The sequence below is a fragment of the Vibrio sp. 661 genome, assembly GCF_033339315.1.
GTDB classification, from domain to species: Bacteria; Pseudomonadota; Gammaproteobacteria; order Enterobacterales; family Vibrionaceae; genus Vibrio; species Vibrio alginolyticus.
In genome coordinates, this window is sequence record NZ_JAWOUJ010000001.1 from 389,281 (window position 1) to 414,194 (window position 24,914).

The 24,914-nt window shown below is 44.4% G+C and carries 21 protein-coding genes; 9 read left to right on the forward strand and 12 right to left on the reverse strand.

The annotated features are described in order from the left end of the window. Window positions 1-125: 125 nt before the first annotated feature. Together R7P69_RS01765 and R7P69_RS01770 are read right to left on the reverse strand one after the other, a co-directional pair. Window positions 126-1,757 carry an ABC transporter ATP-binding protein gene (locus R7P69_RS01765; protein ID WP_238952487.1) on the reverse strand — a complete coding sequence of 544 codons (1,632 nt, stop codon included), beginning with the start codon at window positions 1,755-1,757 and terminating at the stop codon, window positions 126-128. Window positions 1,758-1,842: 85 nt separating this feature from the next. Then, complete coding sequence (locus R7P69_RS01770; RefSeq protein ID WP_005375116.1) at window positions 1,843-2,340, reverse strand: hypothetical protein; 498 nt, start codon at window positions 2,338-2,340, stop codon at window positions 1,843-1,845. A 187-nt stretch (window positions 2,341-2,527) separates the two neighbouring features. On the opposite strand from R7P69_RS01770, the gene R7P69_RS01775 reads away from it, so the two are divergent. From R7P69_RS01775 to R7P69_RS01785, 3 genes are all read left to right on the forward strand, one after another. Further along, window positions 2,528-4,888, forward strand: coding sequence for a Lon protease family protein (locus R7P69_RS01775; protein ID WP_005375118.1), 2,361 nt, complete (start codon window positions 2,528-2,530; stop codon window positions 4,886-4,888). A gap of 293 nt (window positions 4,889-5,181) precedes the next feature. After that, window positions 5,182-6,810, forward strand: a complete 1,629-nt coding sequence (locus R7P69_RS01780; protein WP_017635484.1) for a methyl-accepting chemotaxis protein — start codon at window positions 5,182-5,184, stop codon at window positions 6,808-6,810. A 397-nt stretch (window positions 6,811-7,207) separates the two neighbouring features. After that, on the forward strand, window positions 7,208-8,188 hold the full coding sequence (locus tag R7P69_RS01785) for a porin (protein WP_042521647.1): 981 nt from the start codon (window positions 7,208-7,210) through the stop codon (window positions 8,186-8,188). 124 nt (window positions 8,189-8,312) lie between these two features. Here the strand turns inward: R7P69_RS01785 and R7P69_RS01790 are convergent, their stop codons facing one another. Further along, entirely contained in the window at window positions 8,313-9,059 is a 747-nt protein-coding gene (locus R7P69_RS01790; protein ID WP_042521645.1) for a flagellar brake protein, read from the reverse strand. A gap of 127 nt (window positions 9,060-9,186) precedes the next feature. Between R7P69_RS01790 and R7P69_RS01795 the strand changes: the two genes are divergently transcribed. Continuing rightward, on the forward strand, window positions 9,187-9,462 hold the full coding sequence (locus R7P69_RS01795; RefSeq protein WP_104980147.1) for a GNAT family N-acetyltransferase: 276 nt from the start codon (window positions 9,187-9,189) through the stop codon (window positions 9,460-9,462). Further along, a complete protein-coding gene (locus R7P69_RS01800) occupies window positions 9,459-10,436 on the forward strand; it encodes a phosphotransferase (RefSeq protein ID WP_104980145.1) in 978 nt (325 codons plus the stop codon). The genes R7P69_RS01795 and R7P69_RS01800 overlap by 4 nt, the downstream gene beginning before the upstream one ends. Window positions 10,437-10,482: 46 nt before the next feature. On the opposite strand, the gene R7P69_RS01805 is transcribed toward R7P69_RS01800, so the two are convergent. Beyond that, window positions 10,483-10,983, reverse strand: coding sequence for a GNAT family N-acetyltransferase (locus R7P69_RS01805; protein ID WP_104980143.1), 501 nt, complete (start codon window positions 10,981-10,983; stop codon window positions 10,483-10,485). Between the two features lie 394 nt (window positions 10,984-11,377). Here R7P69_RS01805 and napG point away from each other — a divergent pair, with 394 nt between their 5' ends. The 4 genes from napG (at window position 11,378) to R7P69_RS01825 (ending at window position 14,871) form a co-directional block, all read left to right on the forward strand. Further along, the gene (napG, locus tag R7P69_RS01810) at window positions 11,378-12,148 is read left to right on the forward strand and encodes a ferredoxin-type protein NapG (protein ID WP_149191635.1); all 771 of its coding nucleotides are present in this window, start codon (window positions 11,378-11,380) and stop codon (window positions 12,146-12,148) included. Further along, a complete protein-coding gene (napH, locus tag R7P69_RS01815; protein ID WP_238952489.1) occupies window positions 12,148-13,002 on the forward strand; it encodes a quinol dehydrogenase ferredoxin subunit NapH in 855 nt (284 codons plus the stop codon). Before napG ends, napH begins: the two co-directional genes overlap by 1 nt. A 199-nt stretch (window positions 13,003-13,201) precedes the next feature. Beyond that, window positions 13,202-14,383: an MFS transporter gene (locus tag R7P69_RS01820; RefSeq protein WP_005375129.1), complete on the forward strand. Its 1,182-nt coding sequence runs from the start codon at window positions 13,202-13,204 to the stop codon at window positions 14,381-14,383. Between the two features lie 206 nt (window positions 14,384-14,589). After that, window positions 14,590-14,871: a YrhK family protein gene (locus R7P69_RS01825; protein WP_005375130.1), complete on the forward strand. Its 282-nt coding sequence runs from the start codon at window positions 14,590-14,592 to the stop codon at window positions 14,869-14,871. 122 nt (window positions 14,872-14,993) lie between these two features. Here the strand turns inward: R7P69_RS01825 and R7P69_RS01830 are convergent, their stop codons facing one another. The 8 genes from R7P69_RS01830 to R7P69_RS01865 all read right to left on the reverse strand — a co-directional run bounded on the left by R7P69_RS01830 (window position 14,994) and on the right by R7P69_RS01865 (window position 24,902). Continuing rightward, window positions 14,994-15,833, reverse strand: coding sequence for an energy-coupling factor transporter transmembrane component T family protein (locus R7P69_RS01830; protein ID WP_104976444.1), 840 nt, complete (start codon window positions 15,831-15,833; stop codon window positions 14,994-14,996). After that, window positions 15,830-17,569, reverse strand: a complete 1,740-nt coding sequence (locus tag R7P69_RS01835; protein ID WP_238952490.1) for an ABC transporter ATP-binding protein — start codon at window positions 17,567-17,569, stop codon at window positions 15,830-15,832. Before R7P69_RS01835 ends, R7P69_RS01830 begins: the two co-directional genes overlap by 4 nt. A 6-nt stretch (window positions 17,570-17,575) precedes the next feature. Further along, the gene (locus tag R7P69_RS01840; protein WP_005375133.1) at window positions 17,576-18,124 is read right to left on the reverse strand and encodes an ECF-type riboflavin transporter substrate-binding protein; all 549 of its coding nucleotides are present in this window, start codon (window positions 18,122-18,124) and stop codon (window positions 17,576-17,578) included. 335 nt (window positions 18,125-18,459) lie between these two features. Then, window positions 18,460-19,590, reverse strand: coding sequence for an HlyD family secretion protein (locus tag R7P69_RS01845; RefSeq protein ID WP_005375134.1), 1,131 nt, complete (start codon window positions 19,588-19,590; stop codon window positions 18,460-18,462). Continuing rightward, the gene (locus tag R7P69_RS01850; RefSeq protein ID WP_005375135.1) at window positions 19,590-19,970 is read right to left on the reverse strand and encodes a DUF3302 domain-containing protein; all 381 of its coding nucleotides are present in this window, start codon (window positions 19,968-19,970) and stop codon (window positions 19,590-19,592) included. Before R7P69_RS01850 ends, R7P69_RS01845 begins: the two co-directional genes overlap by 1 nt. A gap of 244 nt (window positions 19,971-20,214) precedes the next feature. Next, entirely contained in the window at window positions 20,215-21,798 is a 1,584-nt protein-coding gene (locus tag R7P69_RS01855; RefSeq protein WP_054574921.1) for a GGDEF domain-containing protein, read from the reverse strand. Then, the gene (locus R7P69_RS01860; protein ID WP_053303858.1) at window positions 21,782-23,266 is read right to left on the reverse strand and encodes a hypothetical protein; all 1,485 of its coding nucleotides are present in this window, start codon (window positions 23,264-23,266) and stop codon (window positions 21,782-21,784) included. Before R7P69_RS01860 ends, R7P69_RS01855 begins: the two co-directional genes overlap by 17 nt. A gap of 166 nt (window positions 23,267-23,432) precedes the next feature. Then, a complete protein-coding gene (locus R7P69_RS01865; protein WP_025768563.1) occupies window positions 23,433-24,902 on the reverse strand; it encodes a lactate dehydrogenase in 1,470 nt (489 codons plus the stop codon). Between the last annotated feature and the right edge of the window lie 12 nt (window positions 24,903-24,914).

The following is a 24,914-nucleotide window of genomic DNA, read 5'->3' on the forward strand; positions in this document are numbered from 1 at the left end:
AAGTCTGACCCTTGAACCAACCAGTCTCGGCGGCCAAACCGAAAGGCAGCTACGCCATTCTTAAGACAAGATGAATTTATCACCTTTTCTTAATCCTAGTTTATGAATATGAAACTGTGATGAACCTAAGCCGCATTGTGCTGATTTTCACTGTTTTCAAGATCAAATGAGGCATCTATCAGTTTTTTCGTGTAGTCATTTTTAGGGTTTTGGAAAATCTTTTCGGCCGTACCTTGTTCCATGACCTCGCCCTTTTGCATGACTAGAACACGATCAGAGAGTGCTTTAACTACTGATAGATCGTGGCTAATAAACAAGTAGCCAATATTGTGTTTTTTCTGCAAATCTTTCAGAAGGTCAATCACTGTCAGTTGCACCGAGCGGTCTAATGCAGAGGTTGGCTCATCAAGCAAAATAAACGAAGGTTCAAGGATCAGTGCTCGCGCGATAGCAATACGCTGACGCTGGCCTCCCGAAAACTCGTGTGGATAACGGTTGATGGACGCGGGATCTAAGCGAACCTCTCGAAGCACGTCGCGTGCTTTCTGCATACGGTCTTTTTTACTCAACATTGGCTGGTGGACAGTTAATCCTTCAGTGATGATCTCGCCGATAGTCATACGAGGAGAAAGCGAACCATAAGGGTCTTGGAATACCATCTGAACGTCTTTTTTCAGCTCAAAACGTTCTTTGTTTGTCAGCAAGGCCATATCTTGGCCTTTATATTCTATTTTGCCAGTTGAGGGCAGTAGACCTATCAAAGCTCGGCCGAGTGTAGACTTACCTGAACCGGACTCCCCAACGATCCCGAGGGTCTCTCCTTGTTTAAGCTCAAGAGAAATGCCTTTTACCGCTTCGAAGTACTCATTCTTGCTCGCAATAAAATGCGACTTTACCAAGAATTTGACTCGTATATCGTCAGCCTTTAACAGCTGCGTAGCACTTTCGCTAATAGGCTCCTTACTGCCTTTAGGAATCGAATTGATTAGCATACGTGTGTATTCGTGCTTTGGGTCCTTGAAGAGTGTTTGTGTTTCGCCTTCTTCGACGACTTCTCCTTTACACATCACAATGACACGGTCTGCAAAGTGTTTTACGACGCCTAAGTCATGAGTAATAAATAGGATTGCCATGCCCATCTGAGCCTGAATTTCTTTAATCAGGTGCAACACTTCTGCTTGAACCGTGACATCCAACGCCGTTGTTGGTTCGTCGGCGATCAAAATATCGGGCTCGTTAATCAGTGCCATCGCAATCATGATACGTTGCAATTGACCACCAGAAAATTCGTGTGGGTACTTGTTGTACGCTTTTTCTGGGTTTGGCATATGAACCAATTCAAACAGCTCTAACACCTTTGCTTTTGCTGTTCGTTTGTCGACCGGGCGGTGACACATGATGGCCTCAGCGACTTGGATACCCACCCGCATGTACGGGTTTAGTGAGGTCATCGGCTCTTGAAAAATCATGCCAATGCGATCACCGCGAATACTTTGCATTTCACGCTCTGTTTTATCCAAGATGGAGCTACCCTCAAACATGATGGATGAGCTTTCATGCAAAATAGCGTTGTCTGGCAGTAGTTTCATCAGTGCATTGGTTGATACTGACTTGCCAGAGCCAGATTCGCCAACGATGGACAGCGTCTCGCCTGCTTTTAAATCGAAGCTAACATTCTTTACTGCATCGACGATACCATCGTTTGTCGTAAAGCTGACTGATAGGTTGTTCACCGAAAGAATGGTTTTAGAAGACATCACAGATCCTTGTGGTTGATAAAGCAAATGATACTCAAGTAATGGACAGCACAAACCTAGTTGTCCTCAATGCTTGAGCTTTAGATTAATTATACAGGTGAGAAGGCGAAGATTTTGCCGAACTCATTGCTTGCAAATGTAAGAACTGCTCATGCGCGCGCGTTACGTGCTCGAGTTCTATCATCCATTGAGCATTACGTTGGGCAGAGCAAAATGCCGCCATGTGAGCTAACAAGTCTTCGCTCTGTTGACCAAGTAGGTGACCTACGCGCTCAATCAGTTCATGGCTCTCTAGCTGCAAAAATTGAAATAGCGCGTAAGTTTGATTGAGTATTGAGAACGCATCATGCTGTAAGCCGAGTTTGTTGAGAATCTCTGATTGCGTCACGCTGGCATCTCTAAGCCCCGTAATGAGACATACAAACTGGCAAGGTTTAGTTTGTGCATTTTCTAGCGCTAGATGAATGTGGTTGGGTAGATTGTTGAGCACGTCGTCATATAAACGATGAGCTTCTGGCCAATGGCCTTGTTCCATCAGTTGCTCCGCTTTTAAGTAGCGCATCCAGCATTGCTCAATATTCATATCCATCTCCACAACATTTGATTTGTTTAGATATTAAATGAAATTGATTATCAATTGCAAGTGCGTGTTAATATCACTTATGTGTTCATAAAATGTCCAATCAATCTAGGGTGGAAGGTAAATCACTTAAAATTAAGCAAATAATCTCTACACTCAAATAACGAAAATAAGAAAAAAGGAAGTGGATATGGCAATACTAAGATTGGAAGCTAAGCAGCTATATTCTGTAGCAGATCTAGAGAATATGCCATGTAAGTCGACCAAGGAGTTACCTCCAATTGATGAAATCGTGGGCCAAGAGCGCGCGCAAAAAGCGGTCGAGTTTGCGATGTCCATCAAAGAGAAAGGGTATAACATCTACGCCATTGGTCAGAATGGGCTAGGTAAACGCACCATGATCTTGCGCTATCTGAATCGTCACCAGCACGATGCAGCAGCCCTGTTTGATTGGTGTTACGTTGCGAACTTTGAGGATACCCGTACACCAAAGGTATTAAAGCTGCCTTGTGGTATCGGAAATAAGCTACGTGTTGATATTGAAGCTTTAATGGGCAAATTATTGAATGCTTTACCCCTAGCATTCGACAATGAAATGTACTTTAGCCGCGCTGAGCGATTAAAAAATCAATTGGCAGCTAAGCAACAAAACGAGCTGGATCGTATTAGCCGAGAGGCAAAAGAAAAAGGCATCAGCCTAACACTGACTACACAGGGGGATTATCAGTTTGTCGCCATGAACGGTGATGAGCTTCATACGGAAGAGTCTTTTGATGTACTAAGCAAAAAAGAACAAGAGCAATTCAGCGATGCTATTGATGAACTCGAAGTGCGATTGCGCTCGATGGTTCGTGAGCTTACGGAGTGGGAAGAGACATACAGCGATAAAATCAAAAAGCTCAATGATGAAGTGACGCTTGATGTGATTACTCACTTCATCAAAAAACTCAAAGTGGATTACGCGCAATATTCCGAAATCAAAACCTACTTAACTGAGCTGCAAAAAGATATTGTTGAAAACGCAGATATCTTCCTTGACCAAAGTGGCGAGCAAGGCGAAATTGCGACGGCATCCTTGGATAAAAAATTGCCACGTCGTTATAAAGTGAACGTCTTGGTAAGCCGTAAAAGCAGCGAATTTCCTATCGTTGTTGAAGAAAATCCCAACTATCATTCACTCTTCGGGTCGATTGAGACTGCCACTTTCAAGGGAACGGTGTTTACCGACTTCTCGCTGATTCGCGCAGGGAGCTTGCATAAGGCGAATGGCGGCGTTCTATTAATGGATGCTCAGAAAGTACTTGAACAGCCTTACGTTTGGGATGGTTTGAAGCGCGCATTGCGTGCTCGTCAATTGAGTTTTACGTCTCTAGAAAAAGAAGTCACATTGACGGGGGCGGTATCACTCGATCCTGAACCGATTCCGCTTGATATCAAAATTATCTTATTTGGTGATTACCGAACTTACCAATTACTCCAACATTACGATCCAGAGTTCAGCGAGTTGTTCCGTGTGACGGCAGATTTCGAAGACGAAATGAAACGTACGCCGGAGTCTGAGCTGCATTACGCGCGCTTTATCTCTAGCGTGGTGCATGACAACAATATGTTGCATTGCGATCGCAAAGCCATTGCTCGAATCATCGAATACAGCTCACGTTTGTCTGGCGACCAATCCAAGCTATCTCTACATTCGGCTAATATCGCCAACTTGCTTCGAGAGTCGAACTACGTAGCTCGTCAAGCCAACTCCAACATGATTCGTATTGGGCATGTTGAAGAGGCGCTCAATAACCAAGAAATGCGAGTCAGCCGATTACGCGATAACGTAATGGAAACCTTTATTAACGGCACAACGCTGATTCGCACCGAAGGAGAAGCCGTAGGCCAAGTCAACGCACTTTCGGTATTGAGCACTAGTGACTACATGTTTGGTGCACCGAATCGCATCACAGCGACGACGTGTTACGGTGATGGGGATGTTATCGATATCGAGCGCAGCGTGGATTTGGGTGGCAGTATTCACTCTAAGGGCGTGATGATTTTGTCTGCCTACTTATCTTCCGTATTTGGTAAAACGGCACGAGTGCCATTAACGACCACCATTACCTTTGAGCAATCTTATGGTGGTGTTGATGGTGATAGTGCCAGCATGGCTGAGTTATGTGCGGTTGTGTCTGCTTTTTCAAAGCAACCAAACCGACAAGACATTGCGATAACAGGGTCGATGAATCAATTTGGTCAAGCTCAGCCTATTGGTGGCGTAAACGAAAAGATCGAAGGCTTTTATGATGTGTGTGTAATTAAAGGTCGTCATGACGGGCAGGGGGTCATTATTCCGCGCTCTAATGTTCACAATCTAATGCTTCGTTCCGACATCGTGAAAGCAGTCGAAAAAGGCGAGTTTAATATTTGGGCGATTGACCATGTTACTGAAGCTATCGAATTGTTTACGGGGAAAGTTGCTGGTGAGCCAACCGATGAAGGCTCTTATCCAATCGATACCATTTTTGGCCTTGCTCAAGCTAAGCTCAATTCGTTGAGAAAATAGGCTGAAACCGTCCTAAATGTGAATGTATCTCATCATAAGTGATCATAATTTATCATAACGACAATATCCCGACGCCACTGTCGGGATATTGTCAATAACAGATTGAAAATGGAGAGTTTTTGTACTAGACAAAAGTGTGATCGACCTCTAATATTCGCCACTTGTTTATTCGTCTGGGATTTATCCCGTCGCAAGGAAGCATAGATATTCAAACTGCCGAAAAGTAACGTTGTTATAGGCACTGCTCGAGTTTGTTTGGATATAGACATCACGCATACAACTGAGGCCCTGTCATGCAGTTATCACTGAAAAATTTGTCAGTACGAACGCAAATTTTGGTTCCGGTATTATTTACCGCGATTGTTTTGTTTATTGCTCTTTGGATTACTAAAAACAATCTTCAAGCAGAGCAAGATGTTATTGCTTCCAACCAAGAATCTTTGGTTTTTCACAAAGACACATTGGCGAGTATTGACGACCAAATTTACCCTCTGCGCATAAGCGCGGTTTACGCTATTTACGATGCTTCTCGTCGTGAGAATTTTCTAACCGAATTGAAAGAAGGCTTAAAGCAAGTTGATGCCGATTTAAGCGCAATTGAAGCCCGAAACCTATTCCGTGACGATGCCATTAAAGTTCGCCAAGCAATTGAATCCTATGTGCGATATTCAGAGCGCTCAGTTGCTTTCTTCAACCAATACGATCAAGGTTTGAAATCGGATAGCGAGTACCGTGCATTTGTCAAAGAGTATCGCAATGTTGGCCGAGAAATGGTCCAACAAATTAACACGCTATCAAAGCATGTAAACGAGCAAGCTGAACAATCTACTATCAGAAGCCATCAGCAAAATGAGCGTGTGCAAAATAACGCTATGTTGACGGTTTTAGCGGTATTTGCTTTCTCATTGATAGGCGCTTGGTTCCTATCTGGCATGATTGTTACACCAATCCAAAAGCTGCAAGAAGTGATGCGTCAGTTAGCAATGGGTAATCTATCAGTACGTGCAGATGTCGATGGGGACAATGAGATCTCTAAGCTGAGCAAAGATGTAAACCAAACCGCAGAGCAGTTATACAACACTGTGGACCAGTTAACCCGTATTAGTGAGGAAGTTGCATCTGCATCGACCGAATTAGCTGCAGTAATGACGCAAGCGGAAGCGAACGCTCAACAAGAGTTGGCGGAGATCGAGCAAGTTGCATCTGCGGTTAACGAGCTTGCAAGTACTGCGAATAATGTGAGTGATAACGCGACCTCTGCTGACGCAACAGCGCGTGAAGCTGATGGACTTGCTCAATCAGGTTTGGCTATCTTCCAAGAAAGTGCGGAAGCAAGTGCGCAAATGTCTCAAGCATTGAACGATGCAGCGCAAGTTGTTTTGCGTCTAAAAGAGCAATCTGTACAGATCAACGATGTTATTGAAGTGATTCGCGGCGTATCTGAGCAGACCAACTTGCTAGCATTGAATGCTGCGATTGAAGCGGCGCGAGCTGGTGAGTCTGGTCGTGGTTTTGCGGTAGTAGCTGATGAAGTACGCATGCTAGCAGCGCGTACTCAAGACTCGACACAAGAGATCCAAACGATCATTGAAGAGCTTCAAGCGCAGTCTGGGCTGGCGAATGACAGTATGCAAGTCAGCCTTGATATGCTTAGCCGCAACAACGAGCTGACGCAACAAGCGAATGAAGCGTTGGTTGGAATTACCGAGTCGGTCGCCAACATCAACGATTCAAACACGCAAGTAGCAACCGCAGCCGAAGAGCAGTCTCAAGTTACTCAAGATATCAATCGCAACGTGGTTAACATGTCGGAGCTTGTAAACCAAAATGTAGCGGGCATCAGCCAGAGTGCAAGTGCGAGTACTGAGCTTTCATTACTTGCAGAGAAGCAGAAAGAGCAATTAAGTTTCTTTAAGCTTTAATTCATCATCTACTTATCAAATCTCTAAATCCCTGAGTGAATGCTCAGGGATTTTTTTGTTTGTAATAATCGGATTTATTATCAATAAGTCTATCTAAAACAGTTAGTTAACAAGATTTTTTTGCGGGCAATGTCACGTTTTGTGATATTGTTTTTACATTTTTTTCGTCAATTTTTTTTTGACGCGAACATTTTTTTTAACTCAACCGATAACTTGATGGTTGAGAGGTATTCATATCGTCATTTTAAGTGGTGTTTTCTTCTATAAGCGCTGTTTATTCAACACGTTGCGTGAAAAATAACAGCTGCTACTATGCCGCCAGTTTTCTCGTTGGTACAGAAAAGTCCTGTTTTTCTGGTGAGAAAACACATATAAAACAATGATATGGAAAATAAAAATGAAATTAAAAACTTTAGCTGTAGCAGTGGCGCTAATGGCATCAGGATCTCAAGTTGTCGCTTCAGAACTATACAACCAAGATGGCACTTCTCTTGAGATGGGCGGCCGCGCTGAAGCGCGTCTTTCTATGATGGATGGTAAGGCAGAAGACCGTACTCGCATCCGTCTTAACTTCCTAGGCAAACAGGAAATCAATGAAAACCTATACGGCGTTGGTTTTTGGGAAGGTGAGTTTGTAACTGAAACTTATGATGTATTTGATTCTAAAGGTAACAAAGTTGGTGAGACAGACAGTCTTGAAACTCGTTACGCTTATGCGGGGCTGGGTGGCAAATACGGTGAAGTAACTTACGGTAAAAACGACGGCGCACTAGTGGTTCTTACTGACTTTACTGATATTATGGCTTACCACGGTAACACAGCAGCACTTAAACTGCCTGTTTCTGACCGTACAGATAACATGCTGTCTTACAAAGGCCAATTCGAGCAACTAGCTGTACGCGCTAGCTACCGTTTTGCTGATCGCACAACAGATGCACAAGGCTTTACAGACAACGAGGAAGATGGCTTCTCTCTATCTGGTGTTTACGCGTTTGCTAACACTGGTTTTGAACTAGGTGCTGGTTACGCAGATCAAAACGACAGCGATGAGTTCATGCTGGTAGCTGCATACTCTGTAGGTGACTTCTACTTCGCTGGTAACTACACTGGCGCGGATATGGATGTTGCAGGTAAGACTTTTGATTACAAAGGCTACGAACTAGCCGCTGCTTACACTATGGGTCAAACTGTATTCACTTCTACGTTCAACAAAGGTGAACTAGAAGACGCAGATACTGTAGAAAACCTAGCTGTTGATGTAACTTACTACTTCAAGCCTAACTTCCGTGGCTACGCATCATACAACTTCGATCTAATGGATAACGAAGGCGCTGATGAAAAAGATGAGCTAGCGCTAGGTCTACGTTACGACTTCTAAGTCATGACTCTTATCTAAGATACTGCCTTATTCTTAGTAAATAAAAACCCCTTACTGAAAAGTAAGGGGTTTCTTGTTTTCTAGCACTTCAAAGCTTCTTGATAAGCGATAGGGGTTATCAAATCTATCTTTTTAGTGTGAGCTTAGTACCATCAAATTTGAGGTGACTGAGGAGGTTTTTAGCGTTGTTTTTACCAACCTCATCAAACTCCATTCCGTAGCGAGCATAGTGCGTTGATTTTTGTAAATTACAAATACGACCTCGCAATGGCGCTAGCATACGACTCTCTCCGGGCATCGTTAGATCCAATGAAACGTGGTCACCAACCTGAAGTGGCCGGCTCATTGGTGATGTTACAAAACGACAGCCACTACGAGATAAATCTCTTATTTCGCATTCAGTTCGATAGGCTTCTAAACAAACGCGCGCTCTCAAATTTACTTCGTAACGCACTTCTTTGCGAAGCTGAAAGACCTGCATAGTGTTGGGTAGGTCTAGCACCAAAATTGGGTACGGATCGCCTAGTCGATGCTGTAATTGGGCCCGAAATGGGATAACGGCCCCTTCACCTCGATGAGAGTAGGCTTTTACATTGATCCAAAAGCCTTCTTGAAAATAGAACTTCAAGTCTTCATCGGAGATGTTCGGAACCTCTATCAATGCAGTATTATTTGAGTGACAGCCAACAAATGTGCTGGTTGTAATAAACTTTGTACCAACGGGGGTGGTGACGTTTAAGCTCACTTCACTGCCATGTTCGACCATTGCCATTGCATCGGTGCTATTTAATGTACTTGCCTGACGTTCTGGTGCCTTCTTGCTTTGCAGAGGTAGCTTGCCGTCTCTGGCAATTGGGCTCATATTTCTCATTATAATTGTCGTACCTGATGTAAGAACGTAATCGCGTGAGGCGAAGCAGCACTCTCGCATGGTATCGATTTTATTCAGTGATATAGTTTGATTCAATCAATCTGTAACAAAAATTAGAGAGCAAGATATGCATAAAGTAACTCATGAAGCCACGAATAGTACATTCTGGGTTGATTTAGAGCAGGGCTATAAAGCCAAGGTGATTTACCAGCTTGAGGGTAATGTCATGCACATTACATCAACGGTTGTTCCTGAAGCACTGCGAGGTAAGGGGTACGGAAAAGTGATGATGGAAGCGGTGTTGCCAGAAATTGAGTCACTCGGTTATCAAATCAAACCAGTTTGCCCATATGTTATTCACTACATGGAGAAGAACCAAACGTGGTCACATCTGCTCGCATGATGAGTAACAACCACCAACGCTACCAAACTATTGGCCAGGAACTCAATCTCGGTATTTACCGCTCTGTAGAAGTCATACAATCGCTATGGGGAGGTTATGGGGAGTTAGTCCGAGCTACTTATTCTACTCGTTCGGTGATCATTAAGCATGTAAAACTCCCTAAGCCTTCAGAGCATCCTAGAGGCTGGAATACGGACCGTTCTCATCAAAGAAAGTTGCACTCTTATCAGGTGGAAGTGAATTGGTATGAGTATTTTTCCGGAGGGGTGGATACTCGCTGCCGAGTACCACAAGGTCTAAAAACGTTCCAATCGGAGAATGAATGGCTCATTGTGATGGAAGATCTCGCCGAGGTGGGCTTTCCAAAAGTCATCACAGATGCACAGCTAGAGCATCTACAAGCCTGCCTCACTTGGTTGGCGAACTTTCATGCGCGATACATCGATGTTCGTTCGGATAAGTTGTGGCATACCGGAACATACTGGCACTTAGCAACCAGACCCGACGAGCTTGAAGCATTGCAAGACACTGAGCTACAAAATGCGGCTCAATTGATTGATCAAACGCTTTCGCAAGCTAAGTTTAAAACACTAGTACACGGTGATGCCAAATTGGCGAACTTCTGTTTTGATGAAGAAGAATCAAGCGTTGCTGCGGTTGACTTTCAATACGTTGGATGTGGGTGTGCAATGAAAGATGTGGTACTGTTTATGAGTAGCGCCGTTAAGCCAGAACGTTGTGCAGAGATGGAAGTTTGGGTTTTGGATACGTATTTTGCTCAGTTGCAACACGCGCTAATGGTCTATCAACCGAATCTTGACCCTAATGAAGTCGAGCGTGAATGGCGTCCTTTGTTTGCTGTGGCTTGGGCAGACTTTCAGCGCTTTGTGAAAGGTTGGAGTCCCGACCACTGGAAGATCAATCCCTACACAGAAGCATTAACTCGCAGAGCGTTGGCTTACTTACGAAAGTGAGTCGAAGTTTAAAAAGAAAAGCCTCCAATTAGTAGGAGGCTTTGTTTTATCTTTGGCCTGGTCTGATGCGCGCCATGTAATAGGTATTGATGAATTCACCATCACGGAAGGAACCGTCAATCGCTTCACCCTCAATTTGAAATCCATGCTTTTTATAAAGCCCAATGGCGGCGTCGTTATCGGCATTGACCTCTATTTGAATTCTTCTCACATTTAACCAGTTATCTGCTAGTTCAGTGACTGTTTCTATCAATTTGCTACCAATACCGAGTCCATGGAAACTATCATGTACTCCGATGCCAAACGATGCCGTGTGCATCGTTCTTGGACGTAGAGAGTGGTGAAAGCCAATATTTCCGACGACTTTACCATCAATTTCAGCGATATAGCTATAAACACCATCAGGTATGTTTGACAATCTTTCCACCCACATCGCGAGCGAAGGCTTTGGGAGTTGCAGGGTTTCACGTTGTGCTTTTGGTTGTGAATAGATTTCTACGAGTGCCGCTGCGTCTTCGACGGTCGTTGGACGTACGATAATTTCCATGCCTCTCTCCTTCGCTTTTTAGTTTTAATTTTTAATCTAACCACAGTTTTCTTATTTGGATAGTGTTTTTTTATGTTTAATGGATAAATACCTTTTAAATTAGCTTGTTATGATGTCTTTTTTTGAATTTTTAGTAGTGATTTGTCATCGAATTGAACGAGTAGATTGCAAAGCTGTTGAATTATTGTACTGAGAATAGCGCGTACTGCAGAGTATAGTGGTGAATTTCATGTCGCAGTAAATAAACGCATTTAGTCAAACTGTGACGACGGCACTGTGTGTCAGTTGACTTGAATCAATAGAGGATGGAGTTACCTCCTATGAGGTATAGGGAAACGACACGTTTAGGGCTATTTATGCTTAACTTGATAAGGGAGTTTTGTTGAGGAATAGCATGAAATCCTCTCAGTCTAAAATATCGCAAAGTCGGCGCCGATTTTTGCGTGATACAGCTCGAACTGCGGCTGGTGTTGGCGCAGCTGCGTGTGTATTGGGCTTACAATCGCTACAAAGCCAAGCTCGAGAAACCAAAGGTGTGCCTATTCGTCCGCCTGGTGCATTGCCGGAAGGCGATTTCGAATCAACTTGTATTCGATGTGGCTTGTGTGTTCAGGCATGTCCTTACGATACCCTGAAACTTGCGACATTACTTTCACCCGTCGCGACTGGCTCACCTTACTTTACTGCACGCGATATTCCCTGCGAAATGTGCGAAGACATTCCTTGTGTTGTCGCTTGTCCGAGTGGGGCGTTGGATCCGAAACTAACCGATATTGATGATGCTCGAATGGGTACAGCGGTTCTTATTGACCATGAAACTTGCCTTAACTGGCAAGGGTTACGATGCGACGTTTGTTATCGCGTTTGTCCGCTGATTGATGAAGCCATCACGTTAGAGATGGTTCACAACGATCGAACTGGCTATCATGCCAAACTTATCCCTACAGTGAATTCCGAAGTGTGTACCGGATGCGGTAAGTGTGAACAAGCGTGCGTGTTGGATGTCGCTGCTATTAAAGTCGTCCCGACGGATTTGGCGAAAGGCAAAGTGGGCAGCCACTACAATTTTGGTTGGAAAGAGATCGACAAACCACTCGAAAATATCCTCCCTAGTGAGACGCCTGTGCCGGAAGGTGCGCTTGAATCGCTAAAAGGAGGTAAGTAATGGCAAAGAACTTAGCTCAAAATGCTGGCAAAGAAGCGCTTGAAAAGCTTGGTTGGTGGCGCGCGCATCGGTTTTTGATTTTACGTCGGTTATGTCAGTTCACCATCATTGCGCTGTTTATGGCTGGGCCGACGCTGGGAATTCTAACTGGTAATCTGTCATCAAGTATGTTGCTCGATACCGTGCCGTTAAGTGACCCGTTAATTGTGCTTCAAGCTTTGGCGACAGGGCATGTTCCGGAGTTTAATGCGTTGTTAGGCGTAGTGATTGTCGTTGCGTTTTACGCGATTTTGGCGCCGCGCGCATTTTGTGCTTGGGTGTGCCCGTTGAACATCGTGACAGACTTGGCGGCGTGGTTGCGTCGAAAGCTCAACATTAAAGCGAGCTATCGTTGGTCTCCCGTGATTCGTTATTGGCTGATCCCTGTTTTGATGTTGGGCAGTGCGCTATCTGGCGAGATTCTTTGGACATGGTTAGATCCAGTGGCGGCACTGCATCGCGGGTTGGTGTTTGGTATGGGCGCAGGTTGGGTGTTGATCGCCCTAGTGTTTGTGTTGGATTTACTCTTGGTTGAGCATGGGTGGTGTGGGCACTTATGTCCACTGGGGGCTACCTATGGCGTGATAGGCCGAAAAAGCCTGTTGCGCGTTACTGCTGTTCGGCGCGAAGATTGCACCAAATGCATGGATTGCTTTTACGTTTGCCCAGAACCAGAAGTGCTTCGGCAGCCTTTGAAAGAGGGAGATCGTCGAGTTATGGATCAAAACTGCATTAGCTGTGGCCGTTGTTTGGATGTGTGTCCAGAACATGTGTTTGAATTTAAAAATCGCCTATCAGTAAAAGTCATTGATTAAGCCACTGAGCACATTTACTCATGCTTTAGTTCTCTTGATACTTGAACATCGCGCTTAGCCAAGGAGTTAAGTGCGATGTTTATCTTCATAACAATATCCCTCAGCCATATCTGCTTGCTCTGGGCTGAAAATAATAATGATATTGCGAATTTGTTACATTTAAAGCTATGATGATGCCTTCATATTTAAAGGAAACATCATGACTACCTCATCGCACGGCTGGAGAACGCCGCAAAATTTCCTCCTGTTAATTTCCATTATCGTGCCCATTGCTTTTTCTACCTGGATGGCGTTGTTGAACAACTTTGTTATCGAGAAAGCAAACTTTGATGGTGCTGACATAGGCCTATTGCAAAGTGTGCGCGAAATTCCGGGTTTTTTGGCCTTTACCGCCGTGTTTGTATTGCTGTTTATCCGAGAGCAACGCTTTATGCTCGTCTCTTTGGCGATGCTTACGCTTGGTACGGCATTAACAGGTTATTTTCCCACTTTGTACGGTCTACTTTTTACAACCTTGTTAATGTCCACCGGCTTCCATTACTTTGAAACACTCAAGCAGTCTTTGTCTTTACAATGGCTATCTAAAGAAGAAGCGCCAGAAATGCTGGGTAAGTTTATTTCTGTTGGAGCTTTGGCTTCTCTGTTTACCTACGGCGCCATTTGGGTTTCGCTCGAACAGCTCAAACTTGATTTTAAAACGGTCTATTTAATGGCTGGTGGTTTAGGTTTTGTGCTCATTTTGGTGATGGCATTTGCCTTCCCACAATTTAAGACAAAAGTGCCTCAGAACAAGAAGCTCATCCTGCGTAAACGTTACTGGTTATACTATGCGCTTACGTTTATGAGTGGAGCACGCCGTCAAATTTTTACGGTGTTCGCTGGTTTCTTGATGGTAGAAAAGTTTGGTTACTCCGCCGCAGATATTACGTTGTTGTTCCTGATTAACTATGTCTTTAACTTCTTGTTTGCGAAGCGAATAGGCCGTTTTATCGGCGTTGTTGGTGAGCGCAAAGCGTTGATGTTTGAATACGTCGGTTTGATCTTCGTGTTCGTCGGGTACGGTTTGGTGCAAACGGCAGAGTGGGCGGCAGCATTGTATGTTGTCGATCATTTATTTTTCGCGTTAGCGCTTGCGATTAAAACCTACTTCCAGAAAATTGCCGATCCTGCCGATATGGCGTCGACCGCAGGCGTTGCGTTTACGATTAACCATATTGCTGCAGTTGTAATACCTGTTACGTTTGGTGTCATCTGGCTTGTTTCACCTGCGAGCGTATTTTACATCGGCGCTGGTATGGCAGCAGTGAGCTTGCTGTTGTCACTCAATATTCCAGCGAAGCCGGAAGAAGGCAATGAAACTCGTTTGTTGAAGTGGAGTTAAGTTGGTACTCACTATCTAGCCATTGAAGTGAATACCTGTAATTAGACTCGCTGAAAAGGGTGCTTATGCGCCCTTTTCTTTTTATTGCAAATAGATAATCCCCCCAATGGTTGTCAATGCATGCCACGTCCGTTAGGGTTTAGAACTAAGTATTTCGAAATAACTTGGGCATAACTGACGCGAAACAATAAGAGGGGAGCTATACAGTGCAGATACATGGCAGAGAGTTGGATTTAGATCTAGGAAGCCGTCACATCGTGATTCAGCGCCGCTATGAGGCGTTAGGTGCTGCAAACGACCTACTCATTGCTATTTGGTTTTTAATTGGTAGCTTTTTCTTTTTGAATGATTCGTTGATTGAAAGTGGTACTTGGCTTTTCATTGTAGGCAGTGCGCAGTTGATCATTAAGCCCCTGATAAAACTGATGAGTTTAGTTCATGTTGGTCGTTTGAATAAGCAACTTTCTGGCACATCAGTGAGCCGCTGAAATCACCGCTTCTTTTGAATACTTGCGAGCAAGAAGCCAGCAGGCGAGTTATCGAGGGGAAAGCGGGAAGATAACGTGTTCGCAATACTAAGCACGTTATCTTCTGTTTGAAGCTTAAGAATTTAGAACGGATACCAGAACAGTTGTGTGTCGATAACACGCTTGCTGATCGCCGCAATCACTATCACTGCAATCCCCGCCATGCAGATCATATCGGCTTTGGTCAGGGGTTTTAAGCTGTACCAAGTGCGAGAGGAGTGGCGGCCAAAACCACGTAGCGTCATCGCGTTTGAGATTTGGTCGGCTCTGTCTAAACTAGAGAAAATCAGAGGTCCAAGAATCTTCGCGACGTTCTTCATACGAGTGAACAACGGAGCCTTCTTGCTCAGTTCTACTCCGCGTGCTTGTTGCGCGTGCATGATGTTAACAAAGTCCTTTTTCACTTCCGGCAAGTAGCGCAGCGTTAAGCTTACGGCATAGGCGATTTTGTAAGGTACACCCAAGCGGTTCAAGCTGGCTGAAAACTCTGTCGGATGAGTGGTAAATACAAACACCAACGCGATTGGGAACATGCTGAAGTACTTCAACGTCACTGTTACTAGGTAAAACAATGTCTCTTGAGTGAGCGAGTAATTACCGGGTAACGAGAGTAAAACCGTTGATGAACCCATGAACTCAGTACCTTGTTGCGGTGCTAACGCGAACATAAACAGGGCATTGATCAGTAATACCGTGCCTGTACCGAATAACAGCGGTTTGTAGACATGAAAGGGCACTTTGGTCATTTTCAATAAGCCCAAACCCAGCACGATCAACAGCGCGATGATTCGCAAGTCAAATGTGGTCAATACCACCGTTACCCAAGCAATGAAAAGCAAGAACTTAGTAATGCCATTCAACTTATGAAGTGGCGATTGGGTATCGATGTAGTTGATACCAAACTTCATCTTATTGTCTTTCATGCCACCGCTTTCTCTAGTTGGTTTACGTCGTCGCTTTTTTGTTGGCGGTGCGCTTTTTCTACATTGATAAAGTGCTGCATAAAGCCATTGGTGTCCTCGATACCAACTTTCGTAGCCAACTCAAACAAACTTGTGGTAGTGAGGTTTGCTTGGTCTAGTAGCTCTGGACTGCTGAATACCTGCGTCATTGGTGCATCCGCGACTAATTTACTGTCTGCAATCACGATAGAGCGCGAGGTGTATTCCAACACTAAATGCATGTCATGAGAGATGATCATTACGGTTACGCCCAACTCGCGATTGAGCTTTTCGATGAAACTCAGCATAGACGTGTAGTTTCGATAGTCCTGACCTGCCGTCGGTTCATCAAGGATCAGAAGCTCTGGTTCCAAGACCAAAATTGACGCAATGGTTACGCGCTTTTTCTGGCCGTAGCTCAATGCTTCGATTGGCCAGTGACGGTATTTGCTCAAACCGCACAGCTCAAGGACTTCAAGTACTTTAGCTTCGATTTGTTTCTCTTCAACGCCACGATTACGGAGGCCGAAGGCCACTTCGTCGAAAATCATGTGATGGGAAATCATGTGATTCGGGTTTTGCATCACCACACCCACTTTCTGGCTGCGCTCGAAGATGGTCAGTTCGTTAAGATCTTGACCATTCATGCTCATTGAGCCGCTATCCGCTTCAATAACGCCCATAATCAGTTTGGTGATGGTCGATTTACCCGAGCCATTTTTGCCAAGTACAGAGACAAACTCGCCACGCTTGATGTCAAAACTCACGTCTTCTAACGCGTTTTTCTCACCGTCGTAAGAATAGGTGAGGCCACGGACTTCAAGCAAAGTCTCGGCTGGCGTTTTGGGCGGTTGTGCTTTTGAACCATCAAACCATGCTTGTACTGCCGGTTTATATTGCTCCAACGGTAAGGTAGTTAAGCTAGAAGGTTTTGCATCGCCCTCAATCGCGCAGCCTGCTTCTTTCAGTGCTGAAATATAAAGCGGTTCGCGGATGCCGTAATCTTCTAGCAGAGGCGACGCTAAAATTTCATCTGGCGTTGTATCGGCAATGATTTTGCCGCTTTCCATCAAGATAATACGGTCAACTGAGCAATGCAGAACGTCTTCAAGACGATGCTCAATGATTACGATGGTTTTGCCCGTTTCGCGGTGTAGATCATCGATGATCTCGATGGTTTTTTTACCCGTTTTAGGGTCAAGCGCAGCTAGTGGTTCATCAAACAAAAGGATATCGACATCATCGACGAGAATGCCCGCCAAAGAAACACGCTGTTTCTGCCCGCCAGATAAATCGTTGGGTGAGCGTTCTAGCATCTGTTCCAAGTCGACCATTTTGGCCGTGGCTTTGACCAATGGGTACATGTCGATATTTGAAGTTAGCTGGTTTTCCAGCGCAAATGCGATGTCTTCGCCAATGCTCAAGCCGACAAATTGGCTGTCCGTATCTTGCAGTACGGTGCCAACTTGCTCAGTGTATTGGTGCATGTCGAAAGGGGCGGTGTCTTGACCATTGATGGTCAATGTTCCACTGGTTTCCCCTTTGATTGCGTGTGGGATCAGTCCGTTAAGACATTGCCCAAGGGTAGATTTACCACTACCACTTGGACCGATAATGACGATTTTCTCTCCTTTCTCTATCCTTAGATTGACATTTTTTAGCGTCGGTTTGTCCAGCGACTCATATCTAAAAGAGAAGTTAGAAAATTCGATTGTCATTCGACATTAAGCCTCTGTTAAGTTACGGCTTTGCTTGTTACGTTTAGCGACAGACTTAAGAATGAAGAAGCCAACAATAGCAATAAGAATGGTGTTACCGATCGCGATAATAGAAAGCTGGGTAAACACTTTAGTGAACGGTTCTGCGTATAAAATCGTGTCGAGGAATGCAGAGCAACCGTAACCAAATACGTTGCCTAATAGCGCAAGTACTACGAATAACGCGAAGTCTTTCATATTGAAATCACCTTTCTCCAAACGGTAGCGCGTTAGAGAAGGGAATAGACCGATAATCAAACCAACAATACCTGAACCAAGTACCCAAGTGAGCCATACGCCCCAACCTGCAAATAGGTCAGTAACCCAGTGACCAATAAAACCAACCAAGAAGCCAACAAGTGGTCCAAATAGTACTGAGAACAATGCTAATACTGCCATTGCTGGTTTTAGCGTTGTGTTTGCAAACACAGGGATGCCAAACATAGGTAAGCCACCGATACCGTAAAGAGCAGCACCGATTGCAATAACCACAACAGTTTTAGCGGAAAGATTCATAGATAACCTCAGTTCAATAGTCGATTTTAAAGAACGTTCATTTATATTGTTGGAAAGCGTTAGTTATTTGATTGTGTAACATATATTCAAAACAACCAAGCTGCTTATTGTTTGCTCTATTTTTCTTCAGGAAATGTGTGATTTGATTCACGCATCCCTTTGACTGGCTTTGGTTTTAGCAAGCATTAAAAATAAGGCGCGCATTATACAGAATATTAATAAAAGTGGGAATGCTATCTATCTGGATGGCTAGAATGAATCAGGGGCTGATCGTCAGCCCCTGATTACACGGTTTGATGTTATTTTTACCAATAAATGAATGCGCTATATGTTCATTAATGGTCGAGGTATAAATAGTTCTGCCAGCTCTTCATACGAATAAGCACTTTGCGCATCACTGATACGTGAGTAAAGCTGTCTGAATAAACTGCAACTTCAACCGCAGTACCCATTGGTAGGTGGTATCCACTCAAGTCGTCGGTAATTTTCAGCTTCGCAAAAACACGTCCGCTCGTGCGCAAGGCATCAGTCCCAAGCAGAGCGCCTCGCGCTTGAATTTGGCTTTCACCAATGGCTGGAATCACGTCAATGACTTCGCCACGGAACACTTTGCCCGGAATTGCGCGGAACATAAATTCTGCTTCAAAGCCTGGCTTCAAGCGTTGTAATGAGTTCTGTCTGAATGCCGCGGTGTACGTAATGTCTTCGGTATGTACGAAGGTCATTGCCGGGGCAAGTGGCAACGGCACAGCCATAACACCAGGACGCAAAGCCAATTGCGTAACGTAACCATCGGTTGGCGCACGAACGACGGTTTGCTCTAGGTTAAACTCTGCTTTACGCAGCTCGGCAAGAAGTTGCGCGACTTGGGTATTTTCGCCTCCGATTTCAGAGTCCAGAGCGATTTGCGCTTGTTCTTGTTGCAAAATCGCAACGTCTAACATGGCTTCTGCCGCTTTATACGCTTGGCGTCGAGTATCCAAATCTTGTTCAGTAAACGCGCCACGATCAAAGCCCCTTTGATATCGGCTAAATTCCCTTTGTGCTTTATCTCTGTCCGCTTGTGCTTTCAATACAGCAGCTTCTGCCTCTCTTAGATCAGACTCTAAGCCCAACGCACCTTGGCTTGCTTCTTTAACTTTCGCTTCCAGGCGAGCAACTTCTGCTTCAAAAGGGACAGGATCGATTTTGAAAAGAATATCGCCCGTTTTGAGCGGTTGGTTGGCCTGGACTGGCACTTCCACCACGCGGCCACGCACGCCAGAGACGATAGGCGTAGTCGGGAACACTTGGTTACCCAATTGAGTAAATGGGTGGTTGTAGTTCATAAGCAGCACGAGTGTGCCCACTAACACTACGCCGCCAAGTACAGCTGTCGGGACCGTCCATTTGTTTAGAGGAATATTGAAGATTTTAAAAATGGCAATACAAAGAGCTGCGTAAGTCAGAATCAGCAATAAGTCCATTATTCGTCCTCTTTACTTTGTTCAGGCAAAGGCTTTTGCTGAATCTTTTGTTGTTTCAACATCGATACTTCGTTTTTGAGTTCGTTGACTTCATCGATGAGTTCTTCAAGGCGGTGATGAATGTCGTGTGTTTCTTGTTCTAGTTGTTTAAAACCCCAGCCGCGTTCCTTGCGCCATAATGTTGCCCAGATCCATAAAAATGGCCACAGCGCATGCAAAGTGAAAAGGCTGACCCAGCCAGCGTAGTGAATTGCGTCTTGGTGCGGGTGCTCTCTCTCTTTGGCGATTTCATATGGAATATCATGGATGACAATGATTCCGTAAAAGATCACTAAAGCAACGAAGATGAGTAACCCAAGTGCAAAATAGTCTAGAAACATCTTACCTACCTGTGCGTATTGCGAAATGGAAAATCTACGTAAATTAACAATTTAAGTATTTGTCTTAACTACAGATGAATCAAGCGGTTTTTATGTAGGAATTATGTTTATGCGATGTAAGTATCCACTGATGTTTATTGGCAGCTAAGGTGTTGCTGAGTACTTATTTAAACAAGCAGTGAAGTGATATAGGAAGGATAAATAAAAAGTATACTAAAGCCCCAGGTGTCAACCGGGGCATGGTTTAAAGTTCGGTACAGACTTGGTTTCTGCCGTTGGCTTTGGCGCGATAAAGAGCTTTGTCTGCACGATAAAAAGTTCGCTGAGTATTCTCGCCTTCTCGATGCAAGGTAATCCCTATGGATACGGTCAGCCCCCGTTCACCAAGAATATCCTCCCAACCATATTGATAAATCCGTTCACGATAATTCTCGGCATGCATTTCTGCGCGTTCCAGTTGGGTATTCTCAAGGATCACGAGGAACTCTTCACCACCAAATCGTACGCACGATGCGCCTTTAAATCTGAAGTAGGACGCCAGTTCCTGTGACACACTTTTGATCGCTTTGTCGCCCACCAAGTGGCTTAGTTCGTCATTGATGGATTTGAAGTGATCGATATCGATGACCATCAATGCAAATGCAGTATCGTGCAGAAGTAGATCTTTTAGTTTAACTTCTAACCAGCGTCGGTTGTGTAAAGACGTAAGTGGATCGGTAAAGACGTCCTGCTGTAGCTGAGCAACAGTATTTTTATGCTGCTTGGTGGTTTCTTTTAGTTCTTTGTTTTCTAGCTCTGACAAAATGAGTTTGAGTTGTAACTCAAAGCGTGAAAGTCGGCGTAGTTGAGCAGACCCTAACTCACCGATCGGAATATGTTTTACAAGATCAGATTCGATTCTATGCGCTTTTTTTTCACAATTTAATGCTTCTTGATACAACCCTTGAGAGGCGTAAACTTGACTCATCGCGTTATAAAAATGCTGAGTAACGATAGGAGATAGCTGCTTTTGAATCCTTTTACTGATGGAGTCCAACGTTAAATTAGCTAAAGAAGTGTGCCCTACACCGTTTAGACAATACGCAGTCTCAATTTTGACCATCGTGGATAACCAGTATGTCGTGGCACTACCCGTTGTATACTGAACATTCGAAATAGCCAGCAACGCATTGGGGTAGTCTTCTTGCAGACGATGTAATTTGGCTCGGTAGAGGTGAATTTGTGCGGCGAGGTTTTTATCACTGACGAGAATGCTCAGTTCTTCACATTCACTCAATAGTTCTTTGGCGTCTGCGGTACGGTTCAAGCTGATATAACAGGCAAGCATGTACAGCTTGTAACGAAGGCGTAGGGATCGACTGCCAATAGCGTGATCGATAGCATCTATTTTTTGATAATAACGTAATGCACGTTGGTGATCCCCATAGGCATCGCACAAATTACCCATTCCAATAATGGCCAATACGTACTCATCAATATAGCCGTACTCGACGGCGATATTGGTTGAAGCAACATACTCGGTTAATGCCGCATTGTAGTCACCTACTTCAACTAAACGCTCACTCAAGCTTGCTTTCACAGAAAGAATATCTTCTACATCTTCTGGTAAAACAAGCAACTCAAGCGCTTGTTTCAATTCACTAATGCTGTCGTTGAGCTGTTTGATCTCTCTTCGATACTCGGCGCTAATGATATAGCAATGCGCTTTCTCTCGGTTTGTTGACGCAATATGTAACCCTATGTGTTCCCATAGCGTAATCGCTTCTTCACCTGAAACGGAAGAAGGATCGATACCTGCGTCAGTCACCTTGCTAAGCAGTTGTTCCATTCTTCATTACCTCAATATAACTTTCTTCGAGCTGTTCTAACGTGAATGGGAAGGTCAGGATATCTTGCAAATACAGTATCGGTTTCGGGCCTTTGATTCCGCGTCGCTTCCATGGATAGATGTCTAACATCGCTTGGACAGTGCGGTAGACCTCTTCTGCTGCTTGACCTTTTTCTGCAATTAACATTGCTAGCCTGTTACTGGAAATTCTCGAGATGAGGTCGCTGGAGGTTGTCAATGCATGAACGAGCTCGGTACAAACATCGAGAACTTCGGGGTTTGAATGCTGAATCATAATGATGGCGTGGTTAGAGCGTTTGAGCTCCGTTTTAAACAAAACTAACTGTTCCCACCAGTAGGTCTCAGAAACGACATTAGAGAACTGTTTTTCAGGGTCGTATTCGTGTTGAGAGCGAATATGATTGATCAGCTTACGTGCTCGCTGCTCTAGTTGGCGTTTAGAGCCTCTTGCTTTATCCATGCTGATTCGATGAGTTTGTTCTTTGAGCATTTTGAGTGCGTGCTTACGGTATTTCTTGAACGCGTTAAACGCAGACTCAAAGTCACCTTGTTCTTCAGCGACTCGTGATTGTTGGAAGCAAATTTGGCTGAGTAGCTCACCGTGGTCGAAACTGAGTGCAGACTCTTCTGCTGCAAGTAGCAACTTGGCAGCGCTGTCTGTATTTTGGCGCAAAAGCTCAAGTCTTGCTCGGCTAATAAAAGAGTGTGCTTTCATCCAAACGAGGTCATGCTCAATGGCAAGCTGGTGGGCTTTTTGGGTGGCTTCTTCGGCCGCATCAAGGCGTTCTAGTCCAAGCAGTGCTAACCCTTTAAAGTCCCAGATCTCGGCTTGCCACGTACTATCATCATGATCTTTTAATACTTCGGTTGCTCCATCCAGTACCGTAAGCATCTCGACAAACTTATTTAGTAAGTAATAGTCCCAAGCTAATAGGATGCGCGCTTTGCCTTCTAACCAAGCAATACGAACATTGTTTGCCACTTTAACGGCTAACTCATGAGTTGAAGCGGCAAGTTGGTGTTCATTAGTGATGCGCCATACATTACCAAGCCCAATTAGAGATTCGATTTGAATTTCAACATCATCAACAAGAGCAGATTGTTCGAGCGCATTAATCCAATATTGTTGCGCGGAATAATACTTTGCTTGGCCCCAATATTGGAGTGCAAAAAGATGGAGAATTTCCGGGAGATGATCGTCGGTTTCAAGCTGTGTTTGTTTGCTGTAAGCGTCTTTGACGAGTTTTAAGCCTTGTCGGTAATCCATTAGGCACCAACAGCATTGCGCCATGATGAGTAAGGCTTTGATCTCTCCGTCCACAAATAAAATTTGTTCCGCGCGGATAAGATATTGCTGCGCAACATTAAAGGTATGTTTAGGGGCCGATTTTATTTGGCCTTTAAGCTTAGTGAGATCATCTTCTAGCTGAATTTGGTTTTTATCCAACGTTCACATCCATGACTATCGAACTGGAAATCACACCTAATATTAAGTGGTTAGATGCATGTTTCTTTACCAAAGCGATGCGGATAACGTTTTGGTAAACGATCAGGGGCCGTAATGTATACCGTTACAACCCCTAATTACTACATCTAAATTACCAATAGAATAGCTACGATAGGAGCTGTTTGATTGTCAAAGGTGCATCAGAGACTTCTAACCTTTGTGCAGCGGTAAGACCTTGTTTATCCTGATAGCACAAATTATGCCAAGCTCTGAATATATCTAAAAGAGGTAAAATACCAGCAGGTCGTAATTTGCGACGTGGCTCGTTAATGAAGCTTTCGAAAAGAATCTGAAAGCGGTTTTGATAAAACTTCACATGACGAGTTGTCGCAACGTTAAACCATTTTTCAGGCTCATTTTGATCGCCAGCGAGGTAGCAAATGCCTTTGTGGTTTTCGTTTTGACTAGAGATTGCCCAGCGATCGCGCCACCAACTCATATAGGCGATATCGACTTTGCCAAAGGGAGTACTCATGTCCCAACTAGCGTCCTCTTCTACGTACATCAAGTCGACACTTTTCTCTTTAATGCGAGGTAAACAAACGCTCAGTGCAGCCGAACGTAGTAGGGGATCTTGAGGCATGTATAGAGATACACGTTTGTTTGGGCAGCACATATCAAGTACGTGCAAATAGTGTGCATATGAGGTGTATGGTGGACGGACTAATGCCCCTTTTGAAGGGTAATGAAATACAGATAGATTACCAAGAGGGTCTTCTACGTTACCGCGAGCCAAAATTGTTTGGTATTTTTGGTCAATTCGCTCTCTGAGGTGATGAGAAGGTTCCGCAAGCGGCTCACTTGCTTCCGCTGCGTACTCCTGGGAAACAAAACGAGACACCTCATCGTAAGGATTATGATCGAGCGTTGCGATTGGCTCTTCATCAGCGGAATAATTGACGTGCTGGCAAAGAATATAGCCAGAATGCGCTTCGCCAGAAACAATCCAATACACACCGTTATTGCTGTTCGGTTGCAATGCAATATAGTTTGAGGCCAATTCATAATGCGTTGCGTGGTTTACCCAGCGCGCATCAATGGTTGCCAGCTTACGGCGGCAGCGGCTAGCTATATGGTCAACATGATCGTAAAAGGTTTTTGGGTTAATACTAAGCTTGCGGCAGATTTCTCGTACTGAATATCCCGTAAACAACAAGCCCATCAAGTTCTCTTGAAATTGAAGCTTCTTGTTGGCACCAGACCACTTGTCAACAAAGGTACTTTGACACACTTTACAGCGGTAACGTTGGCGATCGCCACTGTAACCGAAAGCGTGATAGAGGTGTTTGTGAGTGTGGACAGAAAGTCCAAAGTTGTCGCAATCATCATTACGGCAAGCAGGCAACCCGTCACTGTGGACGTGCCGCAGGCGATGAAGTTCGTTCACGACATCGCGATTATTAAGTAAGGGGGGGAAAGCTCCACATTCACGGCATACCATCGCCGGACGCTTAGGGTTCGCATGTTGCAGAACGTAACGCTTTGCATCACTCAATCCAAAGTTGTCACACGCCAATGTTTTACAAAAGTTGAGTTGTAACCCATCTGCGTCTTTTGGCAGTTCGCCGTTAGACACAATCGCCCCCTC

Coding starts and splice junctions, on each gene's coding strand:
- R7P69_RS01765 (WP_238952487.1), bottom strand. CDS start 1,757: ATGTCTTCTAAAACCATTCTTTCGGTGAACAACCTATCAGTCAGCTTT.
- R7P69_RS01770 (WP_005375116.1), bottom strand. CDS start 2,340: ATGAATATTGAGCAATGCTGGATGCGCTACTTAAAAGCGGAGCAACTG.
- R7P69_RS01775 (WP_005375118.1), top strand. CDS start 2,528: ATGGCAATACTAAGATTGGAAGCTAAGCAGCTATATTCTGTAGCAGAT.
- R7P69_RS01780 (WP_017635484.1), top strand. CDS start 5,182: ATGCAGTTATCACTGAAAAATTTGTCAGTACGAACGCAAATTTTGGTT.
- R7P69_RS01785 (WP_042521647.1), top strand. CDS start 7,208: ATGAAATTAAAAACTTTAGCTGTAGCAGTGGCGCTAATGGCATCAGGA.
- R7P69_RS01790 (WP_042521645.1), bottom strand. CDS start 9,059: ATGAGAAATATGAGCCCAATTGCCAGAGACGGCAAGCTACCTCTGCAA.
- R7P69_RS01795 (WP_104980147.1), top strand. CDS start 9,187: ATGCATAAAGTAACTCATGAAGCCACGAATAGTACATTCTGGGTTGAT.
- R7P69_RS01800 (WP_104980145.1), top strand. CDS start 9,459: ATGATGAGTAACAACCACCAACGCTACCAAACTATTGGCCAGGAACTC.
- R7P69_RS01805 (WP_104980143.1), bottom strand. CDS start 10,983: ATGGAAATTATCGTACGTCCAACGACCGTCGAAGACGCAGCGGCACTC.
- napG (WP_149191635.1), top strand. CDS start 11,378: ATGAAATCCTCTCAGTCTAAAATATCGCAAAGTCGGCGCCGATTTTTG.
- napH (WP_238952489.1), top strand. CDS start 12,148: ATGGCAAAGAACTTAGCTCAAAATGCTGGCAAAGAAGCGCTTGAAAAG.
- R7P69_RS01820 (WP_005375129.1), top strand. CDS start 13,202: ATGACTACCTCATCGCACGGCTGGAGAACGCCGCAAAATTTCCTCCTG.
- R7P69_RS01830 (WP_104976444.1), bottom strand. CDS start 15,833: ATGAAAGACAATAAGATGAAGTTTGGTATCAACTACATCGATACCCAA.
- R7P69_RS01835 (WP_238952490.1), bottom strand. CDS start 17,569: ATGACAATCGAATTTTCTAACTTCTCTTTTAGATATGAGTCGCTGGAC.
- R7P69_RS01840 (WP_005375133.1), bottom strand. CDS start 18,124: ATGAATCTTTCCGCTAAAACTGTTGTGGTTATTGCAATCGGTGCTGCT.
- R7P69_RS01845 (WP_005375134.1), bottom strand. CDS start 19,590: ATGGACTTATTGCTGATTCTGACTTACGCAGCTCTTTGTATTGCCATT.
- R7P69_RS01850 (WP_005375135.1), bottom strand. CDS start 19,970: ATGTTTCTAGACTATTTTGCACTTGGGTTACTCATCTTCGTTGCTTTA.
- R7P69_RS01855 (WP_054574921.1), bottom strand. CDS start 21,798: ATGGAACAACTGCTTAGCAAGGTGACTGACGCAGGTATCGATCCTTCT.